Below are 24,866 nucleotides of genomic sequence, written 5' to 3' on the forward strand. Positions count from 1 at the left end.
CTTAACTATGACAGAGATTTTTGAGGCGATTAGAGACTTTACCGAAACCGGTGGCGATGTATTGCTGGTGATTGGGTGCCTTATCTTTTTTATGTGGCTGTTGATACTCGAAAGAATTGTGTACATTAACTTTACACATAAAAAACTGAAAAATGACTTAGTTGCGAAGTGGATGGCGCGAAACGAGCGTAAATCTTGGAATGCAGAGCAAATTAGACAAGCGTATATATCGCGTTTAAGCATGCAACTAAATGGCACTATACCGATTATTCAGTCCTTGGTTGCTTTATGTCCATTGTTAGGTTTAATGGGAACCGTCACCGGCATGATAGAAGTATTCGATGTCATGGCTATTTCTGGCTCAGGAAATGCACGTTCAATGGCCTCAGGGGTATCAAAAGCGACGATACCGACTATGGCAGGCATGGTTGGGGCATTATCGGGTGTGTTCGCCTCTACTTGGCTTATGCGAACGTCAAAATCTGAAAAATTGCATTTGCAAGAAGCGATGCCCTTACAAAAAGATATTGCTTAACTTCCTTAGTGGAAGTCAACGTCGGAATATATAGGATTTTTTATGAAACAACATTTTCAAAACTTGGTAGACGAAGAAGAAGCTAATATCGATATGACCCCCATGCTTGATGTGGTCTTCATTATGTTGATATTTTTTATTGTGACAGCTTCGTTTGTTAAGGAAGCGGGTATTGATGTTAACCGCCCAGATGCACCCACAGCAGTATCTAAAGATCGAGCAAGCATTTTGGTCGCGATAAGCGACAAAGGCGAGATTTGGATCAATAAACGCCGTGTTGATGTTAGAGCTGTGCAAGCCAACATTGAACGCTTATATGCTGAAAACCCCCAAGGCACTGTAGTAATACAGGCTGACAAGAAAGCGACCACTGATGTATTAATCAAGGTCATGGATGCATCCAGAGCAGCAGGTGTGATGGATGTCTCTATAGCGGCTAACAACGAGTAAGCTCATGCTAAGATTTCTTATCGCTATCGCCGGCGCCGGTGCAATTACCTTAGGCTTGTTTTTTTTGATGCAATCGTTGATTGCAGCTGGCGGAAGCGCCTTAACTGACCCGCCTGAAGGTAGCGTACTTGACTTCGTTAGAGTAAAACCCGAAGAACAAGTGGAGAAAGTAGACCGTAAGCCTAAAAAGCCACCCAAGCCAGAAGCGCCACCGCCAGAAATGGCACCGCCACAAATGGAGTCATCAGCACCTGATGGCGAAGGCAGTGGCCTTGATTTTGCCGCTGACATAGGTAACGAAGTCGCGCTTGGTGGTGGTTTAGCGCTAGAATCTGGTGACGGCGAATATGTGCCAATCACTAAAGTGGCAGCGGTTTATCCTAGGCGTGCTATGCAACGCGGGATTCAAGGCTATGTTGTAGTTGAGTTTACCGTTGGGCCCACCGGTGCAGTCCGCGAACCCGTTGTGGTTGAAGCTAACCCAGAAGGTATTTTCGAACAAGCTGCAATTGATGCCGTTCTGAAGTTTAAATACAAGCCCCGGGTGATTAATGGTGAGCCAACTTCAGTTGCCGGTGTGCAAAATAAAATTACCTTTGAGTTGAACTAAAGGAGTCTGTTTATGATAAACAAAGAATTATCTCAACGTAGTCGTAAACTAGGCAACTATTTACTTCGCAGCTTTGTTTGTGTGTGCGGTATGGCAACAATGCTAAGCGCTGACACATTAATGATGCTTAATCAAGCTCAGGCTCAAACACAAACAAGTGTGGGTGAGAGGGAAACCAGACGAACGCCAGCATTACGCGCCAGAGTATATGACCAATTATCGCGAGCCCAACAATTGGGTGATAATGGCGATGTAGCGGGAGCCATAACTATTTTAGATGACGTCAAGGCCAAAATGAATAGCATGAACAGCTATGAACGAGCCATGATGTTCAACTTTTACGGTTTTATTTATTATGCAGAAGAAGATTTTGATAAAACGATAGAGTCATTTTCTCTCGCTATCGAACAAACACCTATCCCTGTTAGCTTTGAAAAAACAACTGTGTTTAGCTTGGCACAGTTAAGTATGGCACAGGGCAATTATGATCAAGTAATCGATTATCTTGAGCGCTGGGAGCGCCTAAATGATGGTGTGATACCTCCACAAAACAATATTTTAAAAGCGCAAGCATTGTATCAAAATAAGCAGTATCAAGCGGCTATAGGGTACATTGAGACAGCGATTAAAAATCACGAAGAAGAGGGATACTTGCCTGATGAAAACTGGCTTGTATTACAAAGAGCTTTGTATTTTGAATTAAAGCAGCCCGAAAAAGTCAAAGATATCATTATTAAGTTAATCCGATTATACGATGAGCCAAAGTACTGGATCCAACTTGCTGGCATGTACGGTGAGTTAGAACAAGAAAAGAAACAACTTGCGGCAATGGAGATTGCTTATCAACGCGGATTTGTCACCTCAGCTGCCGATACCTTCAATTTAGCGCAGTTATACTATTATCACGGCGTGCCATATAAAGGCGCACTTTTAATGGAACAAGCCATCGATAGTGGTTTGTTAGATGCTAATCTTCGCAATTTGAAATTTCTGTCTCAGTCATGGCAACTTGCAAAAGAAGATGAGAAAGCGATTCCAGTCATGTATCAAGCTGCTGAACTTTCCGATGATGGGAATCTTGATGCGCAAATAGCGCTGTTACATTACAACCTGCAGGACTTTGACAAGGCAATCGAGAGCGCAAGCAAGGCAATCGAAAAAGGTGAAATTACTCGTCCTGGTGATAATCACATGGTTTTAGGTTTGTCTTTGTATAACAAAAAACGCTTTCCACAAGCGATTGAACAGTTGTCTTTGGCCGAAACCTTCGCATCAAGCAGAGCAGCGGCAAGACAATGGAAGCAATACGTTGAAAAAGAACAATCAACGTTTCAATTACGCCAAGAAATTAACTCTGCACCTTAGTGCTTGAGACTCAAGCTTGCGACGTTAAACTTCACTAGCATAAATGTATGCTTTTACTTATAGTGTTCGTCCGTTAGAAATCATATTTGTTAATATGGCTTTATTAGATAATTATTAAATGACAGAAATGAACACTAACCCTCCGAGAGGCGGCAATGCGATTAGCGCTGCCTTTGGTAGGTTTATGCTAAAATTAAGTGGTTGGAAAATAGTCGGACAATTGCCAAGTTGTCCAAAAATGGTAATTGCCGTTGGCCCCCATACCTCCAACTGGGATTTTTTCCTTGGTGTTGCGGTACTCTTTGTTTTACGAATAAAAATTAGTTTTTTGGGTAAACATAGTATTTTTGTGACGCCGTTTAAACAGTTTTTAGTCAGCATTGGGGGTATTCCGGTTGATCGTCGTTCTGCCCATGGTGTGGTTGATCAGGTTGTTGACGCGTTTAATCAGCATCCAAAAATGATTCTCGCATTGGCGCCAGAGGGCACACGCTCGCCGATATTTCCATGGAAAAGTGGGTTTTTAGCGATTGCACATAAGGCAAAGGTGCCCGTATTGCTGATTGGTTTTGATTTTAAAAATAAGCAAGTAGATATCCAAAAGTTGATTGAAACAAGCGGTGACTTTGAGCAAGACATGCAAAAAGTTTATGCTTATTTCGAAAAAATTCCCGCGAAATACCCCGCAAATGTGATATTTAAAAGTAGCCCTTAGGCTTATTCAGATATTTTTGTGTCTAAAGCTATAATTTTGCGTATCTATTTTTTATTTGGCAATTTTTAATGAGGATATATGCAGTATTCTATACTTGGGAGTTCAGACTTATCAGTTTCTAGAGTATGTTTAGGCTCTATGACATGGGGCATTCAAAATACACAAGCTGATGCTGATGCGCAAATTGCCTATGCAGTCGATGCCGGCGTCAACTTTATCGATACTGCAGAAATGTACCCAGTTCCCCCAAATGCTGAAACCCAAGGCGATACTGAACGTTGCATTGGGAGTTGGTTAGTTCGACATCCTTATATGCGTGAGAAGCTGATTATTGCGACTAAGATTGCTGGGCCGGGTTTTCAGTATATTCGCGATAGTAGCATGATAAGTAGTTCGACTATTCAAACCGCTATAGAAGGGTCGTTGCAAAGACTCAACACAGATTATATTGATGTTTACCAGCTACATTGGCCAAACAGAAATAGTCCACATTTTGGTAAGCATTGGATAAACCATATAAAACCCAGTAAAACAAACGTCGAACAAGAAGTGGATAGAATGCGTGACATTGTTACCGGGATCGGCAGTGCGATTGAGTCAGGTAAAATACGCCATTGGGGCTTGTCAGATGATACTTGTTGGGGAATTCATACCTATCTTAAACTTTGCCAAGAATTAAATGTTCCAAAGCCCGTTTCTATTCAAAACGAATTTAATCTATTGCATGTCAAAGACTGGCCTTATTTAATTGAATCGTGTGTATTTGAAGAAATAGCTTATTTACCATGGTCACCACTGGCTACTGGTATGTTAACTGGCAAATATTTGAACGGCAAAAGACCTGAGGGTTCGCGTTGGACTTTGATGCAACGCAATGGACTTTTTCGTTTAAACGCTCAGAGCGAAGCGGCTACAAAAGCTTATTGTGATATTGCATCAAAGTACGATATTTCACCGACACAAATGTCATTAGCATGGTGTGATCAAGTCGACGGTGTTACTTCGACAATAATTGGTGCAACTAATCAAGAGCAACTTGCTGAAAATATTGCTGCGTTTGATATTCAATTATCTAAGCAGTGTCTGCAAGAAATAGAAGCTACACTCAAACAATATGGACTCCCTTTTTAAGTTTTCTATATTTTCACCATAGAGGTTCATAAAAGGTTCATCTAAAGCCTGTACAACGTGAAGCGAATAGAATGAAATGGAAGCAGTAAGTGAAGGTTGTAGAATGTCAAAGTTAGACCAAGAGCAAACTTTTAATCCCTTTAATGCTTGGCCCAAGTGGCTTCGTTGGTTATGTTTGTTAGCTTTAATATTTTTGATGTTGACGGCGGTAAGTCTTATTGGTGGTGGTTTTAGAATTGCCACAGAGGCGCAAGCACAAGAACTATTCGAATTTGCCTCCAATCCAATACTTGGCTTAGTTATTGGCATGGTTTGTACGGCCCTAATACAGTCATCGTCAACCGTTTCTTCTATCATCGTTGCCATGGTTGCGGGTGGTTTACCTATAAGTATTGCAGTACCAATGATGATGGGGGCAAATATAGGTACAAGCATAACCAATACAATTGTTAGCCTTGGCCATATTGGCGATAAAAATGAGTTTCAGAAGGCTTTTAACGCGGCCACTATCCATGATTTTTTCAATATTTTTGCCGTATTGGTATTTTTACCTTTGGAAATTATGTTTGGTATTTTAGAAAAGCTAAGTGCATCTATGGTGGTGTTATTAAGCTTTGACGGAGGTACTGATGTTGGCGGGTTCAATCCAATCAAAATGATAACTGGTCCGTTAGTTGATATGGTAAAGATGCTCACAACAGAATTGCCACCGGTATGGGATGGTAGCGCTCGTATTTTGGTGGGCTTGGTTTTTATTATTTTATCCATTACATGGATGGGTAAAATAATGAAATCATTGATGGTAGGGCGTGCCAAGGAGCTTATTCAAAATAGCTTGGGAAAAGGCGCTATCTCGGGCATTTCATCAGGCACATTAGTGACTGTTTTGGTGCAGTCTAGTTCAACTACAACCTCGCTCATGGTGCCACTAGTAGGGACCGGTGTGGTCACGGCGCGTTCAATATACCCTTTTACATTGGGAGCGAATATTGGTACTTGTATTACGGCGGTAATTGCTGCCTTGTCTATTACCGGTCCCAATGCCTCACTGGCTTTACAGATTGCTTTGGTGCATTTTTGTTACAATACACTCGCCGTTTTGGTCATATATGGTTTAGCTTTTTGGCGAGAATGGCCACCCAGTTTATCTTATCAACTATCGCTAAAAGTCGCTGAACAAAAAGTATATGGTTTGATGTACATTATTGGCGTATTCTTTTTATTACCGCTTGCAGCGGTTTTGTTCTTATCATAAAACCTTATTGCGACCATGGTCTAAATACACGCTAACTCCCTACTTTTTATAAACTAATTACTCTGTTTGTCGTCTTTACTACCAAAGTAGCATTTTTGTTTAATGAATTAGGTTTATTGTTAACTATAACTTAACATTTAAATAAAAAAGAATGGAGAATGAGCGTGAGTGCTAATATCTATCCAGTACCAGAGTCGTTAACCCAAGGAACTTACTTAAGCGAAGAAACATACAAAGCCATGTATGATGAGTCAGTAAACAATCCTGAAGCATTTTGGGCAAAACAGGTCGAAGAACTCGATTGGTACAAAACACCAACCATTATTAAGAATACAGACTTTTCACCTGAAAAATGTGACATTAGATGGTTTGAAGACGGAAAATTAAATGCTAGCTATAACTGTATTGATCGTCATTTAAAAGACCATGCAAAAAAAGTAGCAATATTTTGGGAAGGTGATTCGCCAGAAAATTCAGAAAAAGTCACTTATCAACAATTGCACTATGAAGTATGTAAGTTAGCGAATGGTTTGAAAAAACTAGGCGTTAAAAAGGGCGATAGGGTGGCGATATATATGCCGATGGTACCTCATGCTGCTTACGCTATGCTTGCATGTGCTCGGATTGGCGCGGTCCATTCTGTTATTTTTGGTGGTTTTTCACCCAATGCTATTGCTGACAGAATTAACAACAGTGACGCTAAAGTAGTTATTACTGCAGACGAAGGGCGCAGAGCCGGACGCAGCGTACCGCTGAAAGCTAACGTTGATGAAGCACTATTAAATAATGCCTGTCCCAGTATTACTGCTGTGCTAACGCATAAACTCACCGGTGGACAAGTCAATTGGAATGATGATGTCGACGTATGGTGGCATGAATTAACTGACGAGTGCTCAGGTCAGTGTGAACCAGAGGTAATGGACGCAGAAGATCCTCTATTTATTTTGTATACCTCAGGTTCAACAGGCCAACCCAAAGGTGTTGTGCACACAACAGGTGGGTATCTATTATATACCTCGCTAACATTTAGATATGCTTTTGATTATAAGCCTGATGATATTTATTGGTGCACTGCTGATGTTGGGTGGATAACTGGTCATAGTTATATGACATATGGTCCGCTAGCCAATGGCGCTACTCAGGTGTTTTTTGAAGGCGTGCCTACTTATCCAGATATCAGAAGAATTGCACAGGTTGTCGAAAAATATGGTGTTAATTCGCTATACACAGCGCCTACCGCAATCAGAGCATTAATGGCCCACGGTGAGAAACCTGTGGAAGGTTGCGATTTATCGAGTTTACGCATTTTAGGCTCAGTAGGTGAACCAATCAATCCAGAAGCATGGCAATGGTATCATAAAGTCATTGGTCAAAGTCGTTGTCCTATCATTGATTCTTGGTGGCAAACTGAAACTGGCGGTATGATGATCGCCCCAATGCCATGTGCGACGGCCCTAAAACCAGGCTCTGCAACTCGACCTTTCTTTGGTATTCAACCCGCTTTATTTGATGCTGAAGGCAATGAACTTGAAGATGCCGCAGAGGGCAATTTAGTCATAAAAGATAGTTGGCCCAGTCAAGCAAGAACGGTATATGGTGACCATAAAAGATTTATCGATACTTATTTTTCAGCCTATCCAAACGTGTACTTTACGGGTGATGGCGCCCGTAGAGACACTGATGACTATTATTGGATAACAGGACGTGTTGACGATGTTTTAAATGTTTCTGGGCATCGCTTAGGCACCGCAGAAATCGAAAGTGCTTTGGTATCACATAACGTTATTGCTGAGGCTGCAGTAGTAGGTTATCCACACGATATTAAAGGGCAGGGAATATATGTATATGTGACGCCAAATGACGGTGTGGTGGCTGATGAAGCATTGACGCTTGAGATTCGTAAATGGGTAAGAAAAGAACTCAGTCCAATTGCCACTCCTGACTTAGTACAATGGACAAATGGATTGCCCAAGACCCGTTCAGGGAAAATCATGCGAAGAATTCTACGCAAAATTGCAGCGAATGAATATGAGCAATTGGGCGACACTTCTACGTTAGCTGATCCTACCGTTGTAGAATCGCTTATTGATAAGCGTTTGAATCGCTAAGATGATATAGGCAAGCACAATGCTTGCCTTTTTTTGCTTTCAATATGTTGAAATTTAACGCTAAATTGTTAAGCTAGTTTAACTGAGTGCAGAATGATTGTGCGCATCTAAATTTGACTTAAATAACGATAAAACTAAAAGGTCTAGTAATGCTTTCACTCCTCATAGCAGACGATCATCCTTTGTATAGAGATGCTTTAAAAGGTGCCTTAAAACTAAAGTATCAAGCGCTTTCTATACATGAAACAGGCGATTTAAACACAACTGTGTCGGCCTTAGAAAAAACCGAATTTGACTTGCTTTTACTCGATTTACATATGCCTGGTAGTAGTGATTTATTTGGTTTTTTACACATTCAAAAGACATTTCCAGATCTTCCAATTGCGGTGGTATCTGGCACTGAAGATGCTGCTTTAATATCTAAAATCGTCGGGCTTGGTGCAACAGGCTTTATTCCCAAGACGGCGAGTGCAGAAGATATCCATTCGGCTATTGATGCAATGTTAGAGGGGGACGTTTGGTTGCCTGAATCGGTGCGCTTAAAAATTAAAGATGTCGATGAAAATTTCAGTAAGTTAGCCGAAGATGTTGCAAGTCTTACGCCTTCTCAATATAAGGTATTGTGTTACATGCGTGATGGCCTATTGAATAAACAAATAGGTTTTAACTTGGATATTGCAGAAGCAACTGTAAAAGCACACGTTACGGCAATATTTAGAAAGCTAGGCATTAACAATAGAACACAAGCCGTTTTAATTGCTTCTGAATTACAGTTAGAACCACCAGCAAAGGATGAAGAACTTTAAAAACGATAGTGCATAGTTGTGAGTTAGCGTTTTTAGGCGTACAGTATTAATGAGATATGCAGTAAAAGCGGTAGGAAAACAGTCATGCCATTTTTTAAGTGTTCACCATCTTCGATACTAAGGTCGACATTAGGAATATTTTCTTCTTCGCTTTTGTTGAAGGATATTTGTAGACTACTTAAACGAATCCTATTGCTAAACATCGTTATATTTTTTTTGCACGCCTGTGCGAGTTCCAGCGACACATTGCATGAGCCAATCGTATTCCATTCTGAACATTTTCCAGAATACCAGCAAACACTTGTAGAAAGCCCTGAACAAATTTTTGCTCTTGATGAAAACGCGATACATTTTGTAAAGCAGCTTAGTACTCATGGGAAAACTAATAGAGAAAAAGCACAAGCCTTAGTAGATGGTATCTTTGGCCGCACTCAGCTCGCTATGGATTATTCAGCCAATGCCAACACTACGGCAACACAGACTTTTCATCAAGGGATATCTAACTGCTTGTCTTTGACCATTATGACCTACGCCATGGCTGAAAAAATGGGGTTAGATTCGAGATTTCAAAAAATAATGATACCTGAATATTGGACTCGAAGAGACGGTAATACTATTCTGAATGGCCACGTTAATTTAAGGGTCAAGAAAAGTAATTCAAATTTAATTATTAATTCCAATTCTGACACAATCATTGACTTCCAACCTTTAGAAACCCGTCAAAGTTTTCCTGTTCAAGCCTTGAGCAAATCTGAAGTTGTATCGTTGTTTTACGTCAATAAGGGGGCGGAGTTAATGATGAATAAAAGACTTAGCCAAGCATATGCGTATTTTAAAGCGGCTTTAAACAGCAATGAATATAGTACCGAAGCGTGGTTGAACTTGGGTGTTTTGTATGTGAAAAAGGGCCTGTACCATCAAGCACAAGAGGCCTACTTAAAAGCGCTTTCAATAAAGCCGTCATATAATTCAGCAAAAGAAAATATGGCAAAGCTTTATAAACGACTTGGGCAATACAACAAAGCTAAATCTATGCTGCTCCGGCTTGCAAATGAACGTGAGAGCAACCCGTATTATCAGTCCATGAAGGCTGAGATAGCGCTAGAAAATGGTCAGTATGACAAGGCTGTTACGTATTTTAAAAAAGCAATAAAATTGAAGAAAAAAAATAGCGAGTTTTATTTTGGCTTAGCCCGTGCTCATTGGGCAATGGGAGATACCAAGCGCACTAAACAGAGCTTACAAAAAGCCATAAGACACAGCCAAAATATAAGTCAAACAGAGCTTTATGCAACAAAGCACGCTTTGTTGAGCGCAAGCCCTTGAGCTTAAATCACCCCAAGTTCCTTTAAACGTTCGTTTAGATAACTCTTGGCAGTATACTTGTCAGACAATTCTACGTTTGGGCTTGGATGTAAAAATAACGGAAGTGAAATGCGAGCTTTGCTCATATCACTGCCCACGGGGTTAACCACCCTATGGGTTGTTGATGGGAAGTAATGACCAGATGCTTCTTGTAGCATGTCGCCTATATTAACGATTAAATTACCAAAATCACTTGGCACGTCTAACCACTCTCCTTCCATACTTTTGACCTGCAGACCTGGCTCATTAGCAGCCGGCAATATTGTTATTAGGTTAATATCTTCGTGCGCAGCCGCTCTAATTGCATCCGATTCTTCGTTTCCGTGAAGAGGTGGATAATGTAAAATCCGTAGTAGTGTTTGATCACTATCTGCAATCATAGATGATAGTGTTTGTTTATAGTGAACGCTAACTTCACTAGGTGAATACTCTTCTATCCAATTTAATAATTCTATTGCTAAAGAAAGAGCGCCGTCATAATAATTTTGTGCCTGTGCCTTAAGTTCAGTAGGACATTGGCCCCAAGGATAATAATGGTAATATTCTTTTATATCTTTTTTCTTAAACCCTTTAGCAACTTCGGAGACGGATTGTGGAAAAAAGCCATCTTGGGTCCCTTTGTGGTAAACAAAATCCGATTTCTGCTCAGAATTAAAAAATGCTTCCCAGCTTTGGTATATCGAACTAACCTGACTCTGTTGGATAGGATGGTTTTTCAAAACACCAAAGCCGGTTTGACGCAAAGACTCAACAAACTCTTCAGCAGCTGTTGGTGACTTATAATCAATTGCAACTAGTTTCATAATATTCCTCTAAACAATTCTTACTTTACGCGATGGATAAAAATATGCCGGCTAAAGCAGCGCTCATTAGATTAGCTAAGGTTGCAGCCATAACCGCCTTAAGGCCTAATTTAGCAATTTCAGTGCGCCTATTTGGCGCCATTGCGCCAATTCCGCCTAACAGTATCGCAATGGAGCTTAAATTAGCAAAGCCGCAAAGAGCAAAAGTGACGATTGCCTGAGTACTCTCAGTTAGTTGATCCTTGTAACTGAGAAAGTCCAAATAAGCGACGAATTCATTTACGACCAACTTCTGTCCAATAAAACTTCCTGCCAATTGCGCTTCGTTCCAAGGTATACCAATGATCCATGCTATTGGCTGGAAAACGTAACCTAATATCATTTGTATGGTTAGCTCTTCTTGTCCCACTAAACCACCAAAAAATCCAATAATGCCATTTAACATCGCTATAAGGGCAATAAATGCAAGTAACATTGCGCCAACATTTACCGCCAGTTTTAATCCGGATGAGGCACCGCTCGCCGCTGCATCAAAAATATTGGCATATTCTTGCTTGTCTTTATTAATATCGTCAAGTGATTGGTTTGGGGTATCGGTTTCAGGCTCGAATAATTTTGCCATCATTAAGCCCGCAGGCGCTGCCATAAAACTAGCCGCCAATAAATATTTAAGTTCAACGCCTAAACTTGAATAACCAGCCATAATACTGCCTGCAACGGATGCCAATCCACCTACCATTACCGCAAATAACTCAGAGCGAGTAAACTTAGGAATAAAAGGCTTGACCACCAAAGGTGCTTCAGTTTGCCCAACAAAAATGTTCGCCGCTGCTGACATGGATTCAGGGTTACTTGTTCCCAGTAGTTTTTTCAGACCGCCGCCAATCGCTGCAATAATGACATTCATTATTTTTAGGTGGTATAAGACTGAAATAAGCGAAGAAAAGAAAATAATAACAGGTAGCACATTAAAGGCGAAAATAAAGCCAAGTGATTTTTCACTACCTGAAGCAGGATCACCCAATATTGGCCCTAGCAAAAACATGATGCCAGCTTTACTATAGTCAATGATGTTTTGCACAAAAACAGTGACATTGTTTAAAAACTCTACGCCAAAATCGGTATACAAGACAAATATTCCTATGGACGCCTGTAGCGCAAAAGCACCTCCTACTGTGCGCCAATTGATGTCTTTTCTGGAGCGACTGCAAGCATAGCCAAGCGCTAAAATAAATATTACGCCAATCAAACTAACCATTATTTTTTTTTCCGTGTTGTTGGTTAAGGAGGTATGCCCCTAAAATATCCACAGCGATAAAGTTTTCGCCTCCATGGGGTACGATTAAATCGGCAAAGTTTTTACTTGGTCGAATAAACTTGTGATACATCGGCTTTACGGTCTTTTCATATTGACGAGCAACAGAATCTAAAGTTCGGCCTCGTTCCTGGGTATCTCTTAACATTCGACGCATTAAACAAACATCCAAAGGTGTATCGACAAACACTTTAAGATCAAAATAGTCAAATAGTTGGATTTGAGTTAACAGCATGATCCCTTCGATAATGATAATAGGTTTTGCTTGTACTTTTTGTGTTTCTTGAAGTCTGGTGTGAGTTTTGTAACAATAGCTTGGATAGTCTATACTTTGCTTGTTACATAAAGCCTGCAAATGTTGCAATAATAAATCATGTTCAAAGGCATCAGGGTGGTCGTAATTTGTTTTTGCGCGATCCGCCACTGCTATATGATCCTGAGACTTATAATAATGGTCCTCTTGCAATACAAGCACAAGTTGTTCATGTTTTTCTAATGAGAGCGTAAGGTTCTGAGTAAACAAAGATTTACCTGAACCCGAAGCGCCGGAGATAGCAAGAATAATAGGTTTAAGCATAAAAAGTTGTAACGCGAATTCTTTTATATTTTTGATTTGCCCTACATATTAGGGGCATTTTGAAAACATTACAAAACAAAAAATATATTAAGAATTGGTTAAATGACAAAACTGTAATAAAACTGTAAAGAAATAAGCCGACAATTGCGCCGGTTTCATAGCTTTATTAAAATACACATAGGGAAAACTATAATGTTTACAAACAACAAAATAAGCAAAATCGCTGCAGCGGTTGCTTTATCTGTTGGTCTTTCTACTGCCGCTATGGCACAAGAAACATCTTCAGCGATGGAAGGTCGAGTAATAGGGCCTGGTGGCCAATCTGCTGCTGGTACATTAGTGACAGTTGTTCACGTGCCATCAGGTACTAGTCGCCAAGTAACTGTAAGTGAAAACGGAACATTCACAATGCGTGGTTTACGTGTTGGTGGTCCTTACCAAATTATTGCTGATTCTAATGTGTTTCAAGACACTACGGTTGATGGCGTATTCTTGAACCTAGGTGAAGCGTTTGACGTAAGTCTTCAGCTAGAAGATGCATCGGACGTTGAAGTTATTTCTGTTAATGCTTCTTCTGTTAGTACTTCGGCTTTTGGTTCAACTGGTCCTCAGTCAATTTTTAGTCTTGAAGATTTACAAAATGCCCCTGCCATAAACCGCGATATTAACGACATAATAAGAGCTGACCCGCGTATTTTCGTTGACGAAAGTTTTAATGATGCCGTGCGTTGTGGTGGTGCAAGCCCTCGTTTCAACAGTTTAACCCTCGACGGTGTTCGTATGAACGACAGTTTTGGTTTGAACAGTAACGGTTACCCTACTGAGCGTATGCCGTTTTCTTTTGACGCTATCCAAGAAGTTGCGGTAGAACTTGCACCTTTTGATGTTCAATATGGCGGTTTTACTGCTTGTAATATCAACGCGGTAACAAAATCAGGTACTAATAAAATATCTGGTGGTGTTTTTTATGATTACACCAGCGACTCTTTCCGCGGCGATACTGCAGATGGCGTAGAGCAAGACAACGGTAATTATACTGAAAAACGATATGGTGTTCATATTGGCGCGCCTATCATAAAAGATAAGTTGTTTATTTTTGCAGCTTACGAAAAATTAGAAGGTGCCCAGTTGTTTGATTACAACTTTGGCGACCGTGTTACCAGTGATGATATTTCAAGAATCACTGAAATTGCCCAGCGCGTATATAACTACGATGTAGGTGGTACCCCGGGTAGTGCTCCAGTTGAAGACGAAAAAATCTTAGTTAAGTTGGACTGGAACATTAACGATGATCACCGTGCTACATTAACTTACAACTACAATGATGGGTTTAGTTTGAGCCAATCAGATGGTGGTTTTGGTCGTGTTTCATTGTCAAACCACTTTTATGAGCGTGGCGCAGAGTTAGATGCAACTATCTTGTCAGTTTATTCTAACTGGACAGATAATTTCTCTACAGAGCTTCGTATTGGCAGTACTAACCTAGACAACCGTCAGACATCGTTAGACGCGGCTTCTGGATTCGGTGAAGCACAAATTAGAACGGCTGATGGCGGAACTGTGTTCATTGGACCAGATGATTCTCGTCAATCTAACGACCTTAATTGGGAAATGCTGAACTTTAAACTTGCTGGTACCTATTATATGGATAACCACACTATTACAGCAGGTGTTGAAGTAGAAGAGCTTGACGTGTTTAACTTATTTATGCAGCACACTATCGGTGAATACCGTTTTGGAAGCATTGAAGAGTTTGAATCTGGTTTAGTTGACAGAATTTATTACAACAACTCTGCAGGCACAAATAACCCAGCAGATGCCGGTGCATCGTTTACTCAAAAATTGACTACGTTTTATATTCAAGATGAGTTTTATTTGACTGACGATTTACAAGTAATGCTTGGTTTGCGTTATGATGCTTGGTCAACAGATGATGAACCACGCCTAAACCAAAACTTTGCTGCTCGCTATGGTTTCTTCAACACTAATAATGTTGACGGAATTGACCTATTACAGCCACGAGCTGGGTTTAACTGGGCAATTAGTGATGATTTTGAACTACGTGGTGGCTTAGGATTGTATTCTGGTGGTAATCCAAATGTTTGGATTTCTAATGCTTATTCTAATGACGGTGTAACTAACATTAGCACACGTGAATTTGATCTTACCGGTTATGCGGGTGGAACGACTGACTTATTCGGTATAACAATTTCGGGTGATGGTAGCCCAATCTATAATCCTCCTCAGGATCTTGTAGATGTTGTTGCTGGTACTAGTCTAGCATCAGGCGACGGTAATACTGTTGCAACTGACCCTGACTTTACTATTCCGTCAGAGTGGAAGTATTCACTAGGCTTCACATACCTAACTGAAAGCGATTATGTAATTACTGGTGATTACATATTCACAAACAAAGAAGATTCTGCTTTGTATCGTGATGCTAACCTTACCTATGTTGGTTCTACTACGTCTATTGGCGGTCGTCCAGCGTATGGTTTAGTTGACTCAGGACGTCGTGTAGGTTCTGATTATATCTTAAGCAATGCTAGTGGTGATGGTAAATCAACTGTTATTTCAATTGGTATATCTAAAGATTGGGACAACGGTTTTGATGCGACATTTGGTTATGCTTATGTTGAAGCTGAAGACGCAAACCCTATGACAAGTGCAGTAGCATTTTCTAACTATGTTAACTTTGCGACTACTGATCCTAATAATCCAGTTGTTGCAACTTCGGATTACGAAACACCGCATCGTGTTACTTTGAGCCTTAGTTATGCACAAGAGTTCATTGATGGTTACGAAACTCGTTTCACAATGTTTGGACAAGCGTCTGACGGTGAGCCGATTTCTTACACAATGGATCAAGGCAACGCTAGAGATGGCTTCGAAGACGCCTTCCCTTGGGATACAGTTGACAGACGTCAATTGTTATACGTACCAGTAGGCGACGGTTCTGATGGCGTTACCTTCACTGATGCTGCTGATGAAGCTGCTTTCTTTGCATGGGCAGATGCTCAAGGTTTCGAAAGAGGCGAAAACACGTCACGTAATAGCCGTAATGCTGATTGGTGGATAAAAACCGATGTGCGTATATCACAAGAATTACCTGGTTTTATGGAAGGTCATAGAGCAAGCGCGTTCTTGGTTATCGAAAACTTCACTAATCTCTTAAACGATGAATGGGGTGATTACAGACAAGGTTCGTTTGTCGGTGACACTGTCATAGATGTTGATACTGACGGAGCGGGTAACTTCTTCTACAGTGACTTCAGTGAGCCGGGACAAAGTATTTCTCGTGCTCCATCGCTTTGGGAAATTCGTGTAGGTGTTAATTACAAGTTCTAATAACGAGTAATAGATACGTAAAAAAAACCCGAGCTATGCTCGGGTTTTTTATTTATTCTTAACCGTTACATTTATTTGTGGATCATGTCTTTGCGCATCGACATCAATTTAATTAATAATTTGCAAAATAATAAACCAGAAAAACGTGCAAGATACTCAAAGCCAATAGGGTTCATCTGCTACGACAAACGGTTTCTGAAGTCCGAGTATGAATATTTCTTAACTAGTTCAAATTGACCATTTTCGCGCAAAATACCAATAGCTGGATGTTCTACGCCATTAAAGAAAGTTGTTTTCACCATGGTATAATGAAGCATATCTTCAAATATAAGTTGCTGACCTATCTTTAAAGGTTTTTCAAAACTGTACTTATCTATGACATCTCCAGCCAAGCATGAGTTACCACCAAGTTTATAGTTAAAAGGTAAGACATTAGGCATAGCGGCATAACGTACTTCTGGTCGGTAAGGCATTTCTAATACATCAGGCATATGGGCGGTAGCTGAAATATCTAAAATAGCGATTTCATCTTCATTTTTAACAATGTCAACTACTTCACTAACTAAATAGCCTGCTTGCCATGCAACCGCTGAACCAGGCTCCATGATAATTCGTAAATGGGGATATTTTGCTTTAAACGTATTAAGCACTGAAATTAAGTGACTAAGGTCGTAATTAGCACTTGTCATTAAATGCCCACCACCTAGATTTAACCATTTCAAGCCAGGTAAATATTGAGCAAATTTGTCCTCTATTGCCAATAGTGTGCGTTCAGCGGCATATGAATCACATTCACATAAGTTGTGTATATGAAAACCTTCAACCCCTGTTAAATCCTGATTGGAAAGTTGACTCGCTAAAATACCTAAACGAGAGCCGGGTGCACAGGGGTCATAAATGGGCGTCTGAGCTTCTTGATTTTCTGGGTTTACTCGCAAACCAATCGATACCTTTGCAGCTTTTACTTGGGTTTCAAAACGTCGAAATTGTGAAATACTATTAAAAGAAATATGTTCGCATAGTGAAACAAGCTGTTTAATATCTGCATCCTTATATGCGGGTGAATATGCATGTACTTCACCGCGCATTTCTTCTTTTGCTAATTTTGCTTCCCAAACAGAACTGGCTGTTGCACCTTTTAAGAATTGTCGAACCATGTCAAAGGTCGACCACATAGAAAAGCCTTTTAGTGCAAGTATGATGTCGATACCTGCTTGCTCTTGCACGTTTTGCATAATGCGAAGATTACGCAATAGCTTACTTTCGTCACATACGTAACATGGACTTGGAATATCAATATCGTTCATTTTGTAAAGGGGCTCTCACATTCAAGCACATGCCAAGGTAAACCATGTTCGTTTAGCATTTCCATAAATGGGTCAGGATCAAATTGTTCCATATTCCAAACACCAGGCTTATGCCAAGTTTTATTTAGCATAAGAGCCGCACCAATCATGGCGGGCACCCCTGTTGTATAAGAAACTGCTTGCGCGCCTACTTCCTCATAACAAGCCTTATGGTCACAATTATTATAAATAAAAATCGTTTTTTCTTTTCCATCTTTAAGCCCCGTAATGTATGTTCCAATACAGGTTTTTCCGGTATATCCCTCTGCTAAAGAGCCAGGATTAGGTAATACTGCTTTTAGAAACTCCAATGGTACAATTTGCTGACCTTTGAAATCGATGGGTGCAATACTCGTCATGCCGACGCTCTCTAGCACCCTCAAATGAGTTAGGTAGGCATCACCAAAAGTCATCCAGAATCGAGCTCTTTTGATGCTAGGAAAGTGTTTTACAATCGACTCTAATTCTTCATGGAACATCAAATATGATGCTCTGACACCAATGTTTTGATAATCAAGATCTTCCCTTACACTTAATGGCGCGGTCTCTTTCCATTCACCATTTTCAAAAAAACGGCCCGGCTGTGTAATTTCTCTAATGTTAATTTCTGGATTAAAGTTAGTGGCAAATGCTTGTCCATGATCACCACCGTTACAATCGACTATATCCAAGTAGTGTATTTCATCAAAAAAATGCTTGGCTGCATATGCGGTATATACATTTGTCACGCCAGGATCAAAACCGCTACCTAACAATGCCATGATACCTGCTTCTTTGAATTTTGCTTGATAGGCCCACTGCCACGAGTATTCAAATTTCGCTAGGTCTTTAGGTTCATAATTAGCAGTGTCTAGGTAGTCGGTTTGTGTCGCTAAGCAAGCATCCATAATTGGTAAGTCTTGATAAGGCAAAGCTAAATTGACGACTAGATCTGGATTTAACTTTTTAATTAGCGTGGTGACTTCTTGTGCATTGTCAGCATCAAGGGCAAAAACGGCTTTTATTCGGTCTTTACCTATTTCTTGTTGCAGGTTTTCACACTTCGCTAACGTACGACTTGCCAAATAGATATCGTCAAAATGCTGTGGTAAAAGAGCACATTTTTTCAGAGTAACAGCCGAAACACCGCCAGCTCCAATGATTAACACATTTGCCATTAAGAATTAACCTTACCAATTTGTTTTATAAGAACTGATATCGTAGGTGTTAGTCAGAAAAATCGCAAGTGTAAGGTCGCTCAAATTTAACGCCTTTCGGCGCGCGAGTATAAGGATACACTGTTAATGTGTTGTTACCTGCACTGTCAGTGATAGTGAACACCATAGCGTCTGTTGTTTTGCGTGTTGCATGTTTTATAGTGGCAGAGTAAACAAGTAAGCTAACCGACAATTCAGCAAAGACCTTGCGTTCGTTAATACGCATTTCTAGCTCTTCAATCATTCCTTCAGAAGCCTGCTGCTCTGTGCTTGGCGTAAATACACATTGTGTGTCGTTGTCTATGGTAAGCACTGCAAAAGGGTACATTACGTCAGAAAAAGTAAGCATGGTTTCGCAAAATGCAATGGCCTTATATATCACAGACGCAAAAGGCACATGTTGATGTAATATCATGCTTTGTTTCACTTGTTCCTCGTCTAAATGGCAGAATGTATATAATAAAAACGCGCTGCAAGGCATATTGGTTCAGTTTGGCTATACATTCACTCTTCTTTTTCCTTGTAAACCACCCGTATGAAGGATAACGATTTTACTACCGTTAGGGAAAAAAGCATTATTCATAAGTTGTTTAACTGCATAAAAACACTTGCCGGAATAAACAGGCTCCAATTGAATTTTGTTAAGACTTGTAAAGTCGCTAATAAATTGGCTTAACGCGAGGGTGCTTTTTGCATATCCACCTTGGTGAAAGTCGTGCAGAATGTGCCAGGACAAGGGCGTATATTTCAGCAGTTCGTTGGTAGTTGAAGGCAATAAGTCTGTAACAAGTTGTTCAAGATAGCCTTCGCCTTTTAGCACAGCAATCCCGATTAAGTTTGGTTTGTGCTCTTGCCTAACATAATAATCTATAAGGCCTGCCATTGTACCTCCACTAGCAACTGGCATTATAATATGTGTTGCTTGATCAATTTGCTCATCGAGCTCTTTTCCTAATGAGTTAAGACCAACAAATGACAATTCGCTCGAGCCTCCCTCAGGGACAATCAAGTTAGCACCATGCATTGTTTTTAAGCGGAATAAATACTCTTCATCAGTTCGCAATTTATATTCTGTTTTATCAACAAAATGGATGTGCGCATGCCACTTTTGAATGTCAGTTAAGGTAGGCGTTAGGTGTTTTTCATAGTGACCACGAACAATGGCGATCAATTGTATATTTAGGGTAAAGCAAAGATAAGCCAAAGCATGTAAATGATTTGAATAAGCGCCGCCAAAACTTAGTATTTTAATTTCCTTATTTGTGCGTTTTAAGTCTAGTAGTATAGGGACTAAACCTGTTAGTTTACGCCACTTATTGCCAGATATTAATTCATGAATAAGGTCGTCACGTTTGCAATAGGTGTTAACAGCTTGTTCCGATTCGCTGTCAAAAGAGGGCAATCGCTGCAAAGGAGAAGGTAATATAATGTCTAAGGGCTTTTGTATGGTCATTGGCCAGCTATTCTTAAATTACACAAACTTAATGATCTGATGTATGTGGTGCACTCGTTTAATTCTCATAACGACCGATACTATAAGATACCAAATAGTGCTTTTTATTAAAGAAGTAGTGTACCTGAAAAGCAAATCAATGATTAGAGGAACAATAATGAGACGCTTGATTTTTTTGCTCTCTATAATATTTATGAACTTAAGCCATTTAAGCCATGCAGAGGCTAAAAACCTACAAGCTTATATCGACAATCCTGAAGTGGTTGGTGAAGCGCGACTGAAGATGTTTTTTTTCAAAATATATGATGCGTCATTAATTGCGCAAAATGGCGTGTTTGTTGACGACCAACCTTTTGCATTAAAACTCAAGTATTTACGCGATTTTGATGGGAAAGACATCGCTAGTCGTAGCATTGATGAAATGCGAAAACAGGGTATGGAAGACGAGGTAAAACTCGCTAAATGGTTTCAACAGATGAAGCAGCTTTTTCCTAATGTCAAGGAGGGGCAAACCATTACGGGTATTGTCGATGCAAATCAAGTAAGTCATTTTTATTTTGATTCACAACATTTAGGGAAAGTTGAAGATAAGGAATTCAGCAAATGGTTTTTTAACATTTGGCTGGCCGAAAACACCTCACAACCTGATATGCGTTTGGCGCTTATTGGAAAATCAAAATAATCACTATCATTAAAAGAGATTACATTCATGCATGCTAAAATAATTTCAAAATGTCTTATATTGTTTGCTGCGATATCGCTGACGATCGGGTGTTCGGTATCAATTGACGGTAGCAATTATCAATCTCAGCAACCAACTTTTGATTTAGAAACGTTTTTTAACGGAAAGGTGATAGCCTGGGGAATTGTGCAAGATCGCTCGGGTGAGCTAGTGCAACGGTTTGTTGTTGATATTGACGGACGCATTGAAAACGATAAGTTAATTTTGGATGAAACCTTCGACTATGGCTTAGGTGATGGTCCGGTAAAGAGAATTTGGACATTATCAAAAAATGCTAATGGTATCTACACAGGGAACGCGAGTGACATTGCTGGGCCAGCGACGGGAACGTCTTATGGAAATGCGTTTAATTTTGTATACGAAATGGACCTAGATGTTGATGGCAGTACATATCGGGTAAATTTTGACGATTGGTTTTGGGCTTTTGACGACAAACAAATGATGAATCGTTCTTACATCAAAAAATTTGGTATTGTCATGGCAGAAGTTACTATATTCATGCAAAAACAATAAGAGTTATAATAAGGTTTGTGGTTATGCTACTGAAAAAATCATCTTGCAGCACAAACCTCCTCCAACTTCCTTTGTTGTTGAGGGTATGTGGCTTTTTTCAAATATTAAATCACCGTCGTGTAAAGCGATAATTGCACTCACTAAGGATAAGCCTAAACCATTGCCAACTGTGGTGCGACTCTTCTCTTCTCTGAAAAAGCGGCGGGTTAGCTTGTCAATGCTTTGGGCGTTTACACCAGAGCCAGTATCGTTAACCGAAAACACTATTTGTTTGTTGTGGCTGGTCAAATGTATCTCGATTTTTCCATGTTCCGGCGTAAATTTAATTGCATTGTCCAAAACATTTGCAAAAGCTTGAAACAATAAATTTTTATCACCGTAAAAATTTTCAAGTATGGGTGTTTGATCTTCGATAATACTGTGTACTTCAATCTGTTTACTTTCTGCAATTGGCAGATAAAGGTCAACGGCGTCATTTGCAACGTCTGTCAGCGAAATGAGAGCGAACCCTGCTCTTTTACTCGTATTTTCAATATCACTAATGCGCAACAAAGAATTAAAAATTCCGAGCAAATTGTCACACTCTTTGCGTAATTGTTGTTTCTCTTCGTCGTCGTTAATGACTTCAATATGACTCTGTAAACGAGTGAGTGGCGTGCGTAAATCATGCGCGATGTTATCAGATACTAAACTAATAGCGTGGACCGATTGCTCTATTTTATCGAGAAGTTGATTTAACACTAAGGTTAGTTTACTGAGGTCATCCCAACTAGAATCGACATGCAAACGGTCACTTAAATCGCCTGTTGAAATTATTGCGTCAGCTGTATCCGATATCTTGTTGATGCGTGTTACCACATAATATGCAACACCTAAACTTCCTATAGCAACAATGCACAGAATAGCGATCATTACCCATGAGGATGTTTGCGCTAGTGCGACTGCAAACTCGATATCTTGAACATTGCGCGCTACCAATAAGGTATCTTTATTACTAAATTCCATTACCATTGCTACAGCTCTTGTCGTTGAGCTTTGCTCGGAACGGTATTCCTCACGCAGCTCTACCCTTATCTCGAGTAAGCCGTTTTTGACAAAATCTACGTTATCTTCAGGCCATGAGGCAAGATTGCCGCTGATATAGTTAGCATCGCTATCTTTGAGGAAATATAAAAAATCGTTGGAATAACTTTGAAGTCGGTCTTCTACCGCTTGTATTACTGCTTTGCGGCCAGCGGTATTATATAAACTTCTAAAACCACCAATGTCTGCTTGTATGGCCGCTTCAGTTTCACGAATTAGAAGGTCGTCGTTAGCTACGCTAAGCGTGTATGAATTAAAACCAACACCGAACATCAGTAGACTTGTGAAAACAAAGCTAACAACAAAACTAGAGCTTTTTCTATAGGCCTTAATCGCGCGCATATGCGGTCACTCTTGTTATTTGACGCTAATCATGTAGCCAGCACCGCGAATAGTTTCAATCATTTGCTGTCCAAAACCTTTATCTATTTTGTTACGTAAGCGGCTTATATGTACGTCAATGACGTTTGTTTGCGGGTCAAAGTTGTATTCCCATACTTTTTCTAACAACATGGCTCGAGTCACTATTTTGCCAGGGTTATGCATAAGGTATTCAAGTAATTTAAATTCCTTGGATTGCAAATCAATAATCTGGCCCTCACGAGTCACTTTGCGATTAATCAAGTCGAGTTCTAATTGACCGAGTACTAAGCTCGTTTGAGCGGGCGAATTGGCAAGCGCGCGTGAGGCTAAAATTTCCACACGTGCTAGTAGTTCTTCAAAGGCAAAAGGTTTAGTTAAGTAGTCATCTGCACCAGCACGTAGACCTTTGACTTTGTCGTCTACTTTGTTTTTTGCACTTAAAATTAAAGTAGGGGTCAATATGCCTTGCCCACGAAACTCGGTTAATACGTCTATGCCGTCTATTTGCGGTAACATCCGGTCAAGTATGACAACGTCATAGTCTCCAGATAGTGCGCAATCTAGTCCCGTTTTACCGTTATCGGCGTGCTTTACTTCATGGCCATTGTCTACTAATCCAGATTGGATAAATCTTGCGACAGTTGGCTCATCTTCAACTAATAATATTTTCATATCAAAAAGATAGTCAAAAAGGTAAACTTTGTCAGGTTAAATTGGTGTAATTATTGGATTCTTTTTATGTTCGTTATTATTATTTGTGTGGCAATAGTCGTTTTTATGCCGCTAATAGCCAAAATTCCTGTCGCTATAAAAATGTCACAAGCCGGTGGGTATGACAATAAATACCCGCGAAAACAACAGGCTACATTGGGTGGTTTAGGAGAAAGAGCGTTAGCCGCGCATCAAAATTGTTATGAGGCGATCGCTTATTTTGCACCAACAGTTATTTTAGTGATGGCTTTAGATGAACACACGGTAAATACAGTGCAACTGTCACTAGTGTTTGTGATAGCAAGACTATGCTATCTAGTATGCTATTGGGCAAATTGGGACAAGGTAAGAAGTGCCTTCTGGTTAATAGGGATGGCAACAATTATTGGTCATTATTGGTTGCTGCTCGCCTAAGTTTTAAAAGGATATTACTTATTAATTTACCCACTATCATAGATATAGAAGCAAGTGGTTTTGGGCCGCACAGCTACCCAATAGAAGTGGGTGTTGTGCGGCAAGATGGTAATCGTTTCTGTAAACTAATAAAACCTTTTGAAGACTGGACATACTGGGATCAAGAGGCCGAAAAAGTCCACGGCATCTCGCATTCCCTATTAACAAAAACAGGGATATCTGGTGTCCAAGCCTGTTTGGAGTTAAATGCGTTCTTAGCTAGTTCTGAAGTATATTGCGATGGCTGGGTAGTTGATTTACCTTGGATTAACAAATTATTTTCGCGGGCGGGTATCAGTATGTCTTTTAGAGTCAGTTCTTTGGAAATGATATTGAAATCGCACCAAATGGAAAGGTGGCATCAATCGAAAGAGCAGGCAATTGAAATCTTAAAACTATCTCGTCATCGCGCAAGTAACGACGCCTTAATAATACAAAAAACATTTGAGCTCACCTATTGATATGTTTCAATATTGGTAAGTGTTCTGAAATAATCCTCAAAAATAAGCGTCTGAACCAAATTACTGGTTGACATATAGACGTCTATACGGCAAATTGATGCTATGAAAACAAACAATAATATTAACGACATGAATTATAAAGCCATAGTTGTAACATCTAAG

The 24,866-nt window shown here is 40.0% G+C and carries 25 protein-coding genes; 15 read left to right on the plus strand and 10 right to left on the minus strand.

The window, feature by feature from the left end:
* Positions 1-7: 7 nt before the first annotated feature.
* The 9 genes from RM552_RS01015 (at position 8) to RM552_RS01055 (ending at position 8,975) form a co-directional block, all read left to right on the plus strand.
* Complete coding sequence (locus RM552_RS01015) at positions 8-535, plus strand: MotA/TolQ/ExbB proton channel family protein (protein WP_311366936.1); 528 nt, start codon at positions 8-10, stop codon at positions 533-535.
* A 42-nt stretch (positions 536-577) separates the two neighbouring features.
* On the plus strand, positions 578-985 hold the full coding sequence (locus RM552_RS01020) for an ExbD/TolR family protein (RefSeq protein WP_311366937.1): 408 nt from the start codon (positions 578-580) through the stop codon (positions 983-985).
* Positions 986-989: 4 nt separating this feature from the next.
* Positions 990-1,595 (plus strand): energy transducer TonB, encoded by a 606-nt coding sequence (locus RM552_RS01025; protein WP_311366938.1) that lies wholly within the window; start codon positions 990-992, stop codon positions 1,593-1,595.
* Between the two features lie 12 nt (positions 1,596-1,607).
* Positions 1,608-2,960 (plus strand): tetratricopeptide repeat protein, encoded by a 1,353-nt coding sequence (locus RM552_RS01030; RefSeq protein ID WP_432277168.1) that lies wholly within the window; start codon positions 1,608-1,610, stop codon positions 2,958-2,960.
* Between the two features lie 127 nt (positions 2,961-3,087).
* A complete protein-coding gene (locus RM552_RS01035) occupies positions 3,088-3,675 on the plus strand; it encodes a lysophospholipid acyltransferase family protein (RefSeq protein WP_311366939.1) in 588 nt (195 codons plus the stop codon).
* A 78-nt stretch (positions 3,676-3,753) separates the two neighbouring features.
* Positions 3,754-4,806, plus strand: coding sequence for an aldo/keto reductase (locus RM552_RS01040; protein ID WP_311366940.1), 1,053 nt, complete (start codon positions 3,754-3,756; stop codon positions 4,804-4,806).
* A gap of 103 nt (positions 4,807-4,909) precedes the next feature.
* The gene (locus tag RM552_RS01045) at positions 4,910-6,061 is read left to right on the plus strand and encodes a Na/Pi symporter (RefSeq protein WP_311366941.1); all 1,152 of its coding nucleotides are present in this window, start codon (positions 4,910-4,912) and stop codon (positions 6,059-6,061) included.
* Positions 6,062-6,225: 164 nt separating this feature from the next.
* Positions 6,226-8,169 (plus strand): acetate--CoA ligase, encoded by a 1,944-nt coding sequence (acs, locus tag RM552_RS01050; RefSeq protein ID WP_311366942.1) that lies wholly within the window; start codon positions 6,226-6,228, stop codon positions 8,167-8,169.
* 149 nt (positions 8,170-8,318) lie between these two features.
* Complete coding sequence (locus RM552_RS01055) at positions 8,319-8,975, plus strand: response regulator transcription factor (RefSeq protein ID WP_311366943.1); 657 nt, start codon at positions 8,319-8,321, stop codon at positions 8,973-8,975.
* Between the two features lie 32 nt (positions 8,976-9,007).
* Here the strand turns inward: RM552_RS01055 and RM552_RS01060 are convergent, their stop codons facing one another.
* Positions 9,008-9,178 (minus strand): hypothetical protein, encoded by a 171-nt coding sequence (locus tag RM552_RS01060; protein ID WP_311366944.1) that lies wholly within the window; start codon positions 9,176-9,178, stop codon positions 9,008-9,010.
* A 43-nt stretch (positions 9,179-9,221) separates the two neighbouring features.
* On the opposite strand from RM552_RS01060, the gene RM552_RS01065 reads away from it, so the two are divergent.
* A complete protein-coding gene (locus tag RM552_RS01065; protein WP_311366945.1) occupies positions 9,222-10,301 on the plus strand; it encodes a tetratricopeptide repeat protein in 1,080 nt (359 codons plus the stop codon).
* Positions 10,302-10,303: 2 nt separating this feature from the next.
* Here RM552_RS01065 and RM552_RS01070 read toward each other — a convergent pair whose 3' ends face one another.
* From RM552_RS01070 to udk, 3 genes are read right to left on the minus strand one after another with little or no spacing between them, the layout of a single operon-like run.
* Complete coding sequence (locus tag RM552_RS01070; protein ID WP_311366946.1) at positions 10,304-11,143, minus strand: 2OG-Fe(II) oxygenase family protein; 840 nt, start codon at positions 11,141-11,143, stop codon at positions 10,304-10,306.
* Between the two features lie 25 nt (positions 11,144-11,168).
* Positions 11,169-12,401: a NupC/NupG family nucleoside CNT transporter gene (locus RM552_RS01075; RefSeq protein WP_311366947.1), complete on the minus strand. Its 1,233-nt coding sequence runs from the start codon at positions 12,399-12,401 to the stop codon at positions 11,169-11,171.
* Entirely contained in the window at positions 12,394-13,035 is a 642-nt protein-coding gene (gene udk / locus RM552_RS01080; protein ID WP_311366948.1) for a uridine kinase, read from the minus strand. The genes RM552_RS01075 and udk overlap by 8 nt, the downstream gene beginning before the upstream one ends.
* Positions 13,036-13,227: 192 nt before the next feature.
* Here udk and RM552_RS01085 point away from each other — a divergent pair, with 192 nt between their 5' ends.
* Positions 13,228-16,383, plus strand: coding sequence for a TonB-dependent receptor (locus RM552_RS01085; RefSeq protein WP_311366949.1), 3,156 nt, complete (start codon positions 13,228-13,230; stop codon positions 16,381-16,383).
* A gap of 179 nt (positions 16,384-16,562) precedes the next feature.
* On the opposite strand, the gene nspC is transcribed toward RM552_RS01085, so the two are convergent.
* The 4 genes from nspC to RM552_RS01105 all read right to left on the minus strand — a co-directional run bounded on the left by nspC (position 16,563) and on the right by RM552_RS01105 (position 20,378).
* Entirely contained in the window at positions 16,563-17,690 is a 1,128-nt protein-coding gene (gene nspC / locus RM552_RS01090; protein ID WP_311366950.1) for a carboxynorspermidine decarboxylase, read from the minus strand.
* Positions 17,687-18,886, minus strand: coding sequence for a saccharopine dehydrogenase family protein (locus RM552_RS01095; protein ID WP_311366951.1), 1,200 nt, complete (start codon positions 18,884-18,886; stop codon positions 17,687-17,689). The genes nspC and RM552_RS01095 overlap by 4 nt, the downstream gene beginning before the upstream one ends.
* A gap of 49 nt (positions 18,887-18,935) precedes the next feature.
* Positions 18,936-19,352, minus strand: a complete 417-nt coding sequence (locus tag RM552_RS01100) for a hypothetical protein (protein ID WP_311366952.1) — start codon at positions 19,350-19,352, stop codon at positions 18,936-18,938.
* Between the two features lie 69 nt (positions 19,353-19,421).
* The gene (locus RM552_RS01105) at positions 19,422-20,378 is read right to left on the minus strand and encodes a 1-aminocyclopropane-1-carboxylate deaminase/D-cysteine desulfhydrase (protein WP_311366953.1); all 957 of its coding nucleotides are present in this window, start codon (positions 20,376-20,378) and stop codon (positions 19,422-19,424) included.
* A 157-nt stretch (positions 20,379-20,535) separates the two neighbouring features.
* Here RM552_RS01105 and RM552_RS01110 point away from each other — a divergent pair, with 157 nt between their 5' ends.
* Together RM552_RS01110 and RM552_RS01115 are read left to right on the plus strand one after the other, a co-directional pair.
* Positions 20,536-21,060, plus strand: a complete 525-nt coding sequence (locus tag RM552_RS01110) for a chalcone isomerase family protein (RefSeq protein WP_311366954.1) — start codon at positions 20,536-20,538, stop codon at positions 21,058-21,060.
* Positions 21,061-21,087: 27 nt separating this feature from the next.
* Positions 21,088-21,633 (plus strand): DUF3833 domain-containing protein, encoded by a 546-nt coding sequence (locus RM552_RS01115; RefSeq protein ID WP_311366955.1) that lies wholly within the window; start codon positions 21,088-21,090, stop codon positions 21,631-21,633.
* 21 nt (positions 21,634-21,654) lie between these two features.
* Here the strand turns inward: RM552_RS01115 and RM552_RS01120 are convergent, their stop codons facing one another.
* Positions 21,655-23,058: a sensor histidine kinase gene (locus RM552_RS01120; RefSeq protein WP_311366956.1), complete on the minus strand. Its 1,404-nt coding sequence runs from the start codon at positions 23,056-23,058 to the stop codon at positions 21,655-21,657.
* 15 nt (positions 23,059-23,073) lie between these two features.
* Positions 23,074-23,751 (minus strand): response regulator transcription factor, encoded by a 678-nt coding sequence (locus RM552_RS01125; protein WP_311366957.1) that lies wholly within the window; start codon positions 23,749-23,751, stop codon positions 23,074-23,076.
* Between the two features lie 66 nt (positions 23,752-23,817).
* Here RM552_RS01125 and RM552_RS01130 point away from each other — a divergent pair, with 66 nt between their 5' ends.
* Together RM552_RS01130 and RM552_RS01135 are read left to right on the plus strand one after the other, a co-directional pair.
* Positions 23,818-24,204: an MAPEG family protein gene (locus RM552_RS01130; RefSeq protein WP_311366958.1), complete on the plus strand. Its 387-nt coding sequence runs from the start codon at positions 23,818-23,820 to the stop codon at positions 24,202-24,204.
* Entirely contained in the window at positions 24,186-24,704 is a 519-nt protein-coding gene (locus RM552_RS01135; protein WP_311366959.1) for a 3'-5' exonuclease, read from the plus strand. The genes RM552_RS01130 and RM552_RS01135 overlap by 19 nt, the downstream gene beginning before the upstream one ends.
* Positions 24,705-24,866: the final 162 nt, after the last annotated feature.

The sequence above is a fragment of the Glaciecola petra genome (assembly GCF_031846345.1).
Classification (GTDB): domain Bacteria; phylum Pseudomonadota; class Gammaproteobacteria; order Enterobacterales; family Alteromonadaceae; genus Glaciecola; species Glaciecola petra.

What these genes read in the sequence shown, in the direction of transcription:
- RM552_RS01125 (WP_311366957.1), bottom strand. Translation starts at nt 23,751, where the DNA reads ATGAAAATATTATTAGTTGAAGATGAGCCAACTGTCGCAAGATTTATC.
- RM552_RS01130 (WP_311366958.1), top strand. Translation starts at nt 23,818, where the DNA reads ATGTTCGTTATTATTATTTGTGTGGCAATAGTCGTTTTTATGCCGCTA.
- RM552_RS01095 (WP_311366951.1), bottom strand. Translation starts at nt 18,886, where the DNA reads ATGGCAAATGTGTTAATCATTGGAGCTGGCGGTGTTTCGGCTGTTACT.
- RM552_RS01030 (WP_432277168.1), top strand. Translation starts at nt 1,608, where the DNA reads ATGATAAACAAAGAATTATCTCAACGTAGTCGTAAACTAGGCAACTAT.
- RM552_RS01085 (WP_311366949.1), top strand. Translation starts at nt 13,228, where the DNA reads ATGTTTACAAACAACAAAATAAGCAAAATCGCTGCAGCGGTTGCTTTA.
- RM552_RS01070 (WP_311366946.1), bottom strand. Translation starts at nt 11,143, where the DNA reads ATGAAACTAGTTGCAATTGATTATAAGTCACCAACAGCTGCTGAAGAG.
- RM552_RS01015 (WP_311366936.1), top strand. Translation starts at nt 8, where the DNA reads ATGACAGAGATTTTTGAGGCGATTAGAGACTTTACCGAAACCGGTGGC.
- RM552_RS01045 (WP_311366941.1), top strand. Translation starts at nt 4,910, where the DNA reads ATGTCAAAGTTAGACCAAGAGCAAACTTTTAATCCCTTTAATGCTTGG.
- nspC (WP_311366950.1), bottom strand. Translation starts at nt 17,690, where the DNA reads ATGAACGATATTGATATTCCAAGTCCATGTTACGTATGTGACGAAAGT.
- RM552_RS01110 (WP_311366954.1), top strand. Translation starts at nt 20,536, where the DNA reads ATGAGACGCTTGATTTTTTTGCTCTCTATAATATTTATGAACTTAAGC.
- RM552_RS01025 (WP_311366938.1), top strand. Translation starts at nt 990, where the DNA reads ATGCTAAGATTTCTTATCGCTATCGCCGGCGCCGGTGCAATTACCTTA.
- RM552_RS01120 (WP_311366956.1), bottom strand. Translation starts at nt 23,058, where the DNA reads ATGCGCGCGATTAAGGCCTATAGAAAAAGCTCTAGTTTTGTTGTTAGC.
- RM552_RS01075 (WP_311366947.1), bottom strand. Translation starts at nt 12,401, where the DNA reads ATGGTTAGTTTGATTGGCGTAATATTTATTTTAGCGCTTGGCTATGCT.
- RM552_RS01020 (WP_311366937.1), top strand. Translation starts at nt 578, where the DNA reads ATGAAACAACATTTTCAAAACTTGGTAGACGAAGAAGAAGCTAATATC.
- RM552_RS01035 (WP_311366939.1), top strand. Translation starts at nt 3,088, where the DNA reads ATGAACACTAACCCTCCGAGAGGCGGCAATGCGATTAGCGCTGCCTTT.
- RM552_RS01105 (WP_311366953.1), bottom strand. Translation starts at nt 20,378, where the DNA reads ATGACCATACAAAAGCCCTTAGACATTATATTACCTTCTCCTTTGCAG.
- RM552_RS01040 (WP_311366940.1), top strand. Translation starts at nt 3,754, where the DNA reads ATGCAGTATTCTATACTTGGGAGTTCAGACTTATCAGTTTCTAGAGTA.
- RM552_RS01060 (WP_311366944.1), bottom strand. Translation starts at nt 9,178, where the DNA reads ATGTTTAGCAATAGGATTCGTTTAAGTAGTCTACAAATATCCTTCAAC.
- RM552_RS01055 (WP_311366943.1), top strand. Translation starts at nt 8,319, where the DNA reads ATGCTTTCACTCCTCATAGCAGACGATCATCCTTTGTATAGAGATGCT.
- RM552_RS01115 (WP_311366955.1), top strand. Translation starts at nt 21,088, where the DNA reads ATGCATGCTAAAATAATTTCAAAATGTCTTATATTGTTTGCTGCGATA.
- udk (WP_311366948.1), bottom strand. Translation starts at nt 13,035, where the DNA reads ATGCTTAAACCTATTATTCTTGCTATCTCCGGCGCTTCGGGTTCAGGT.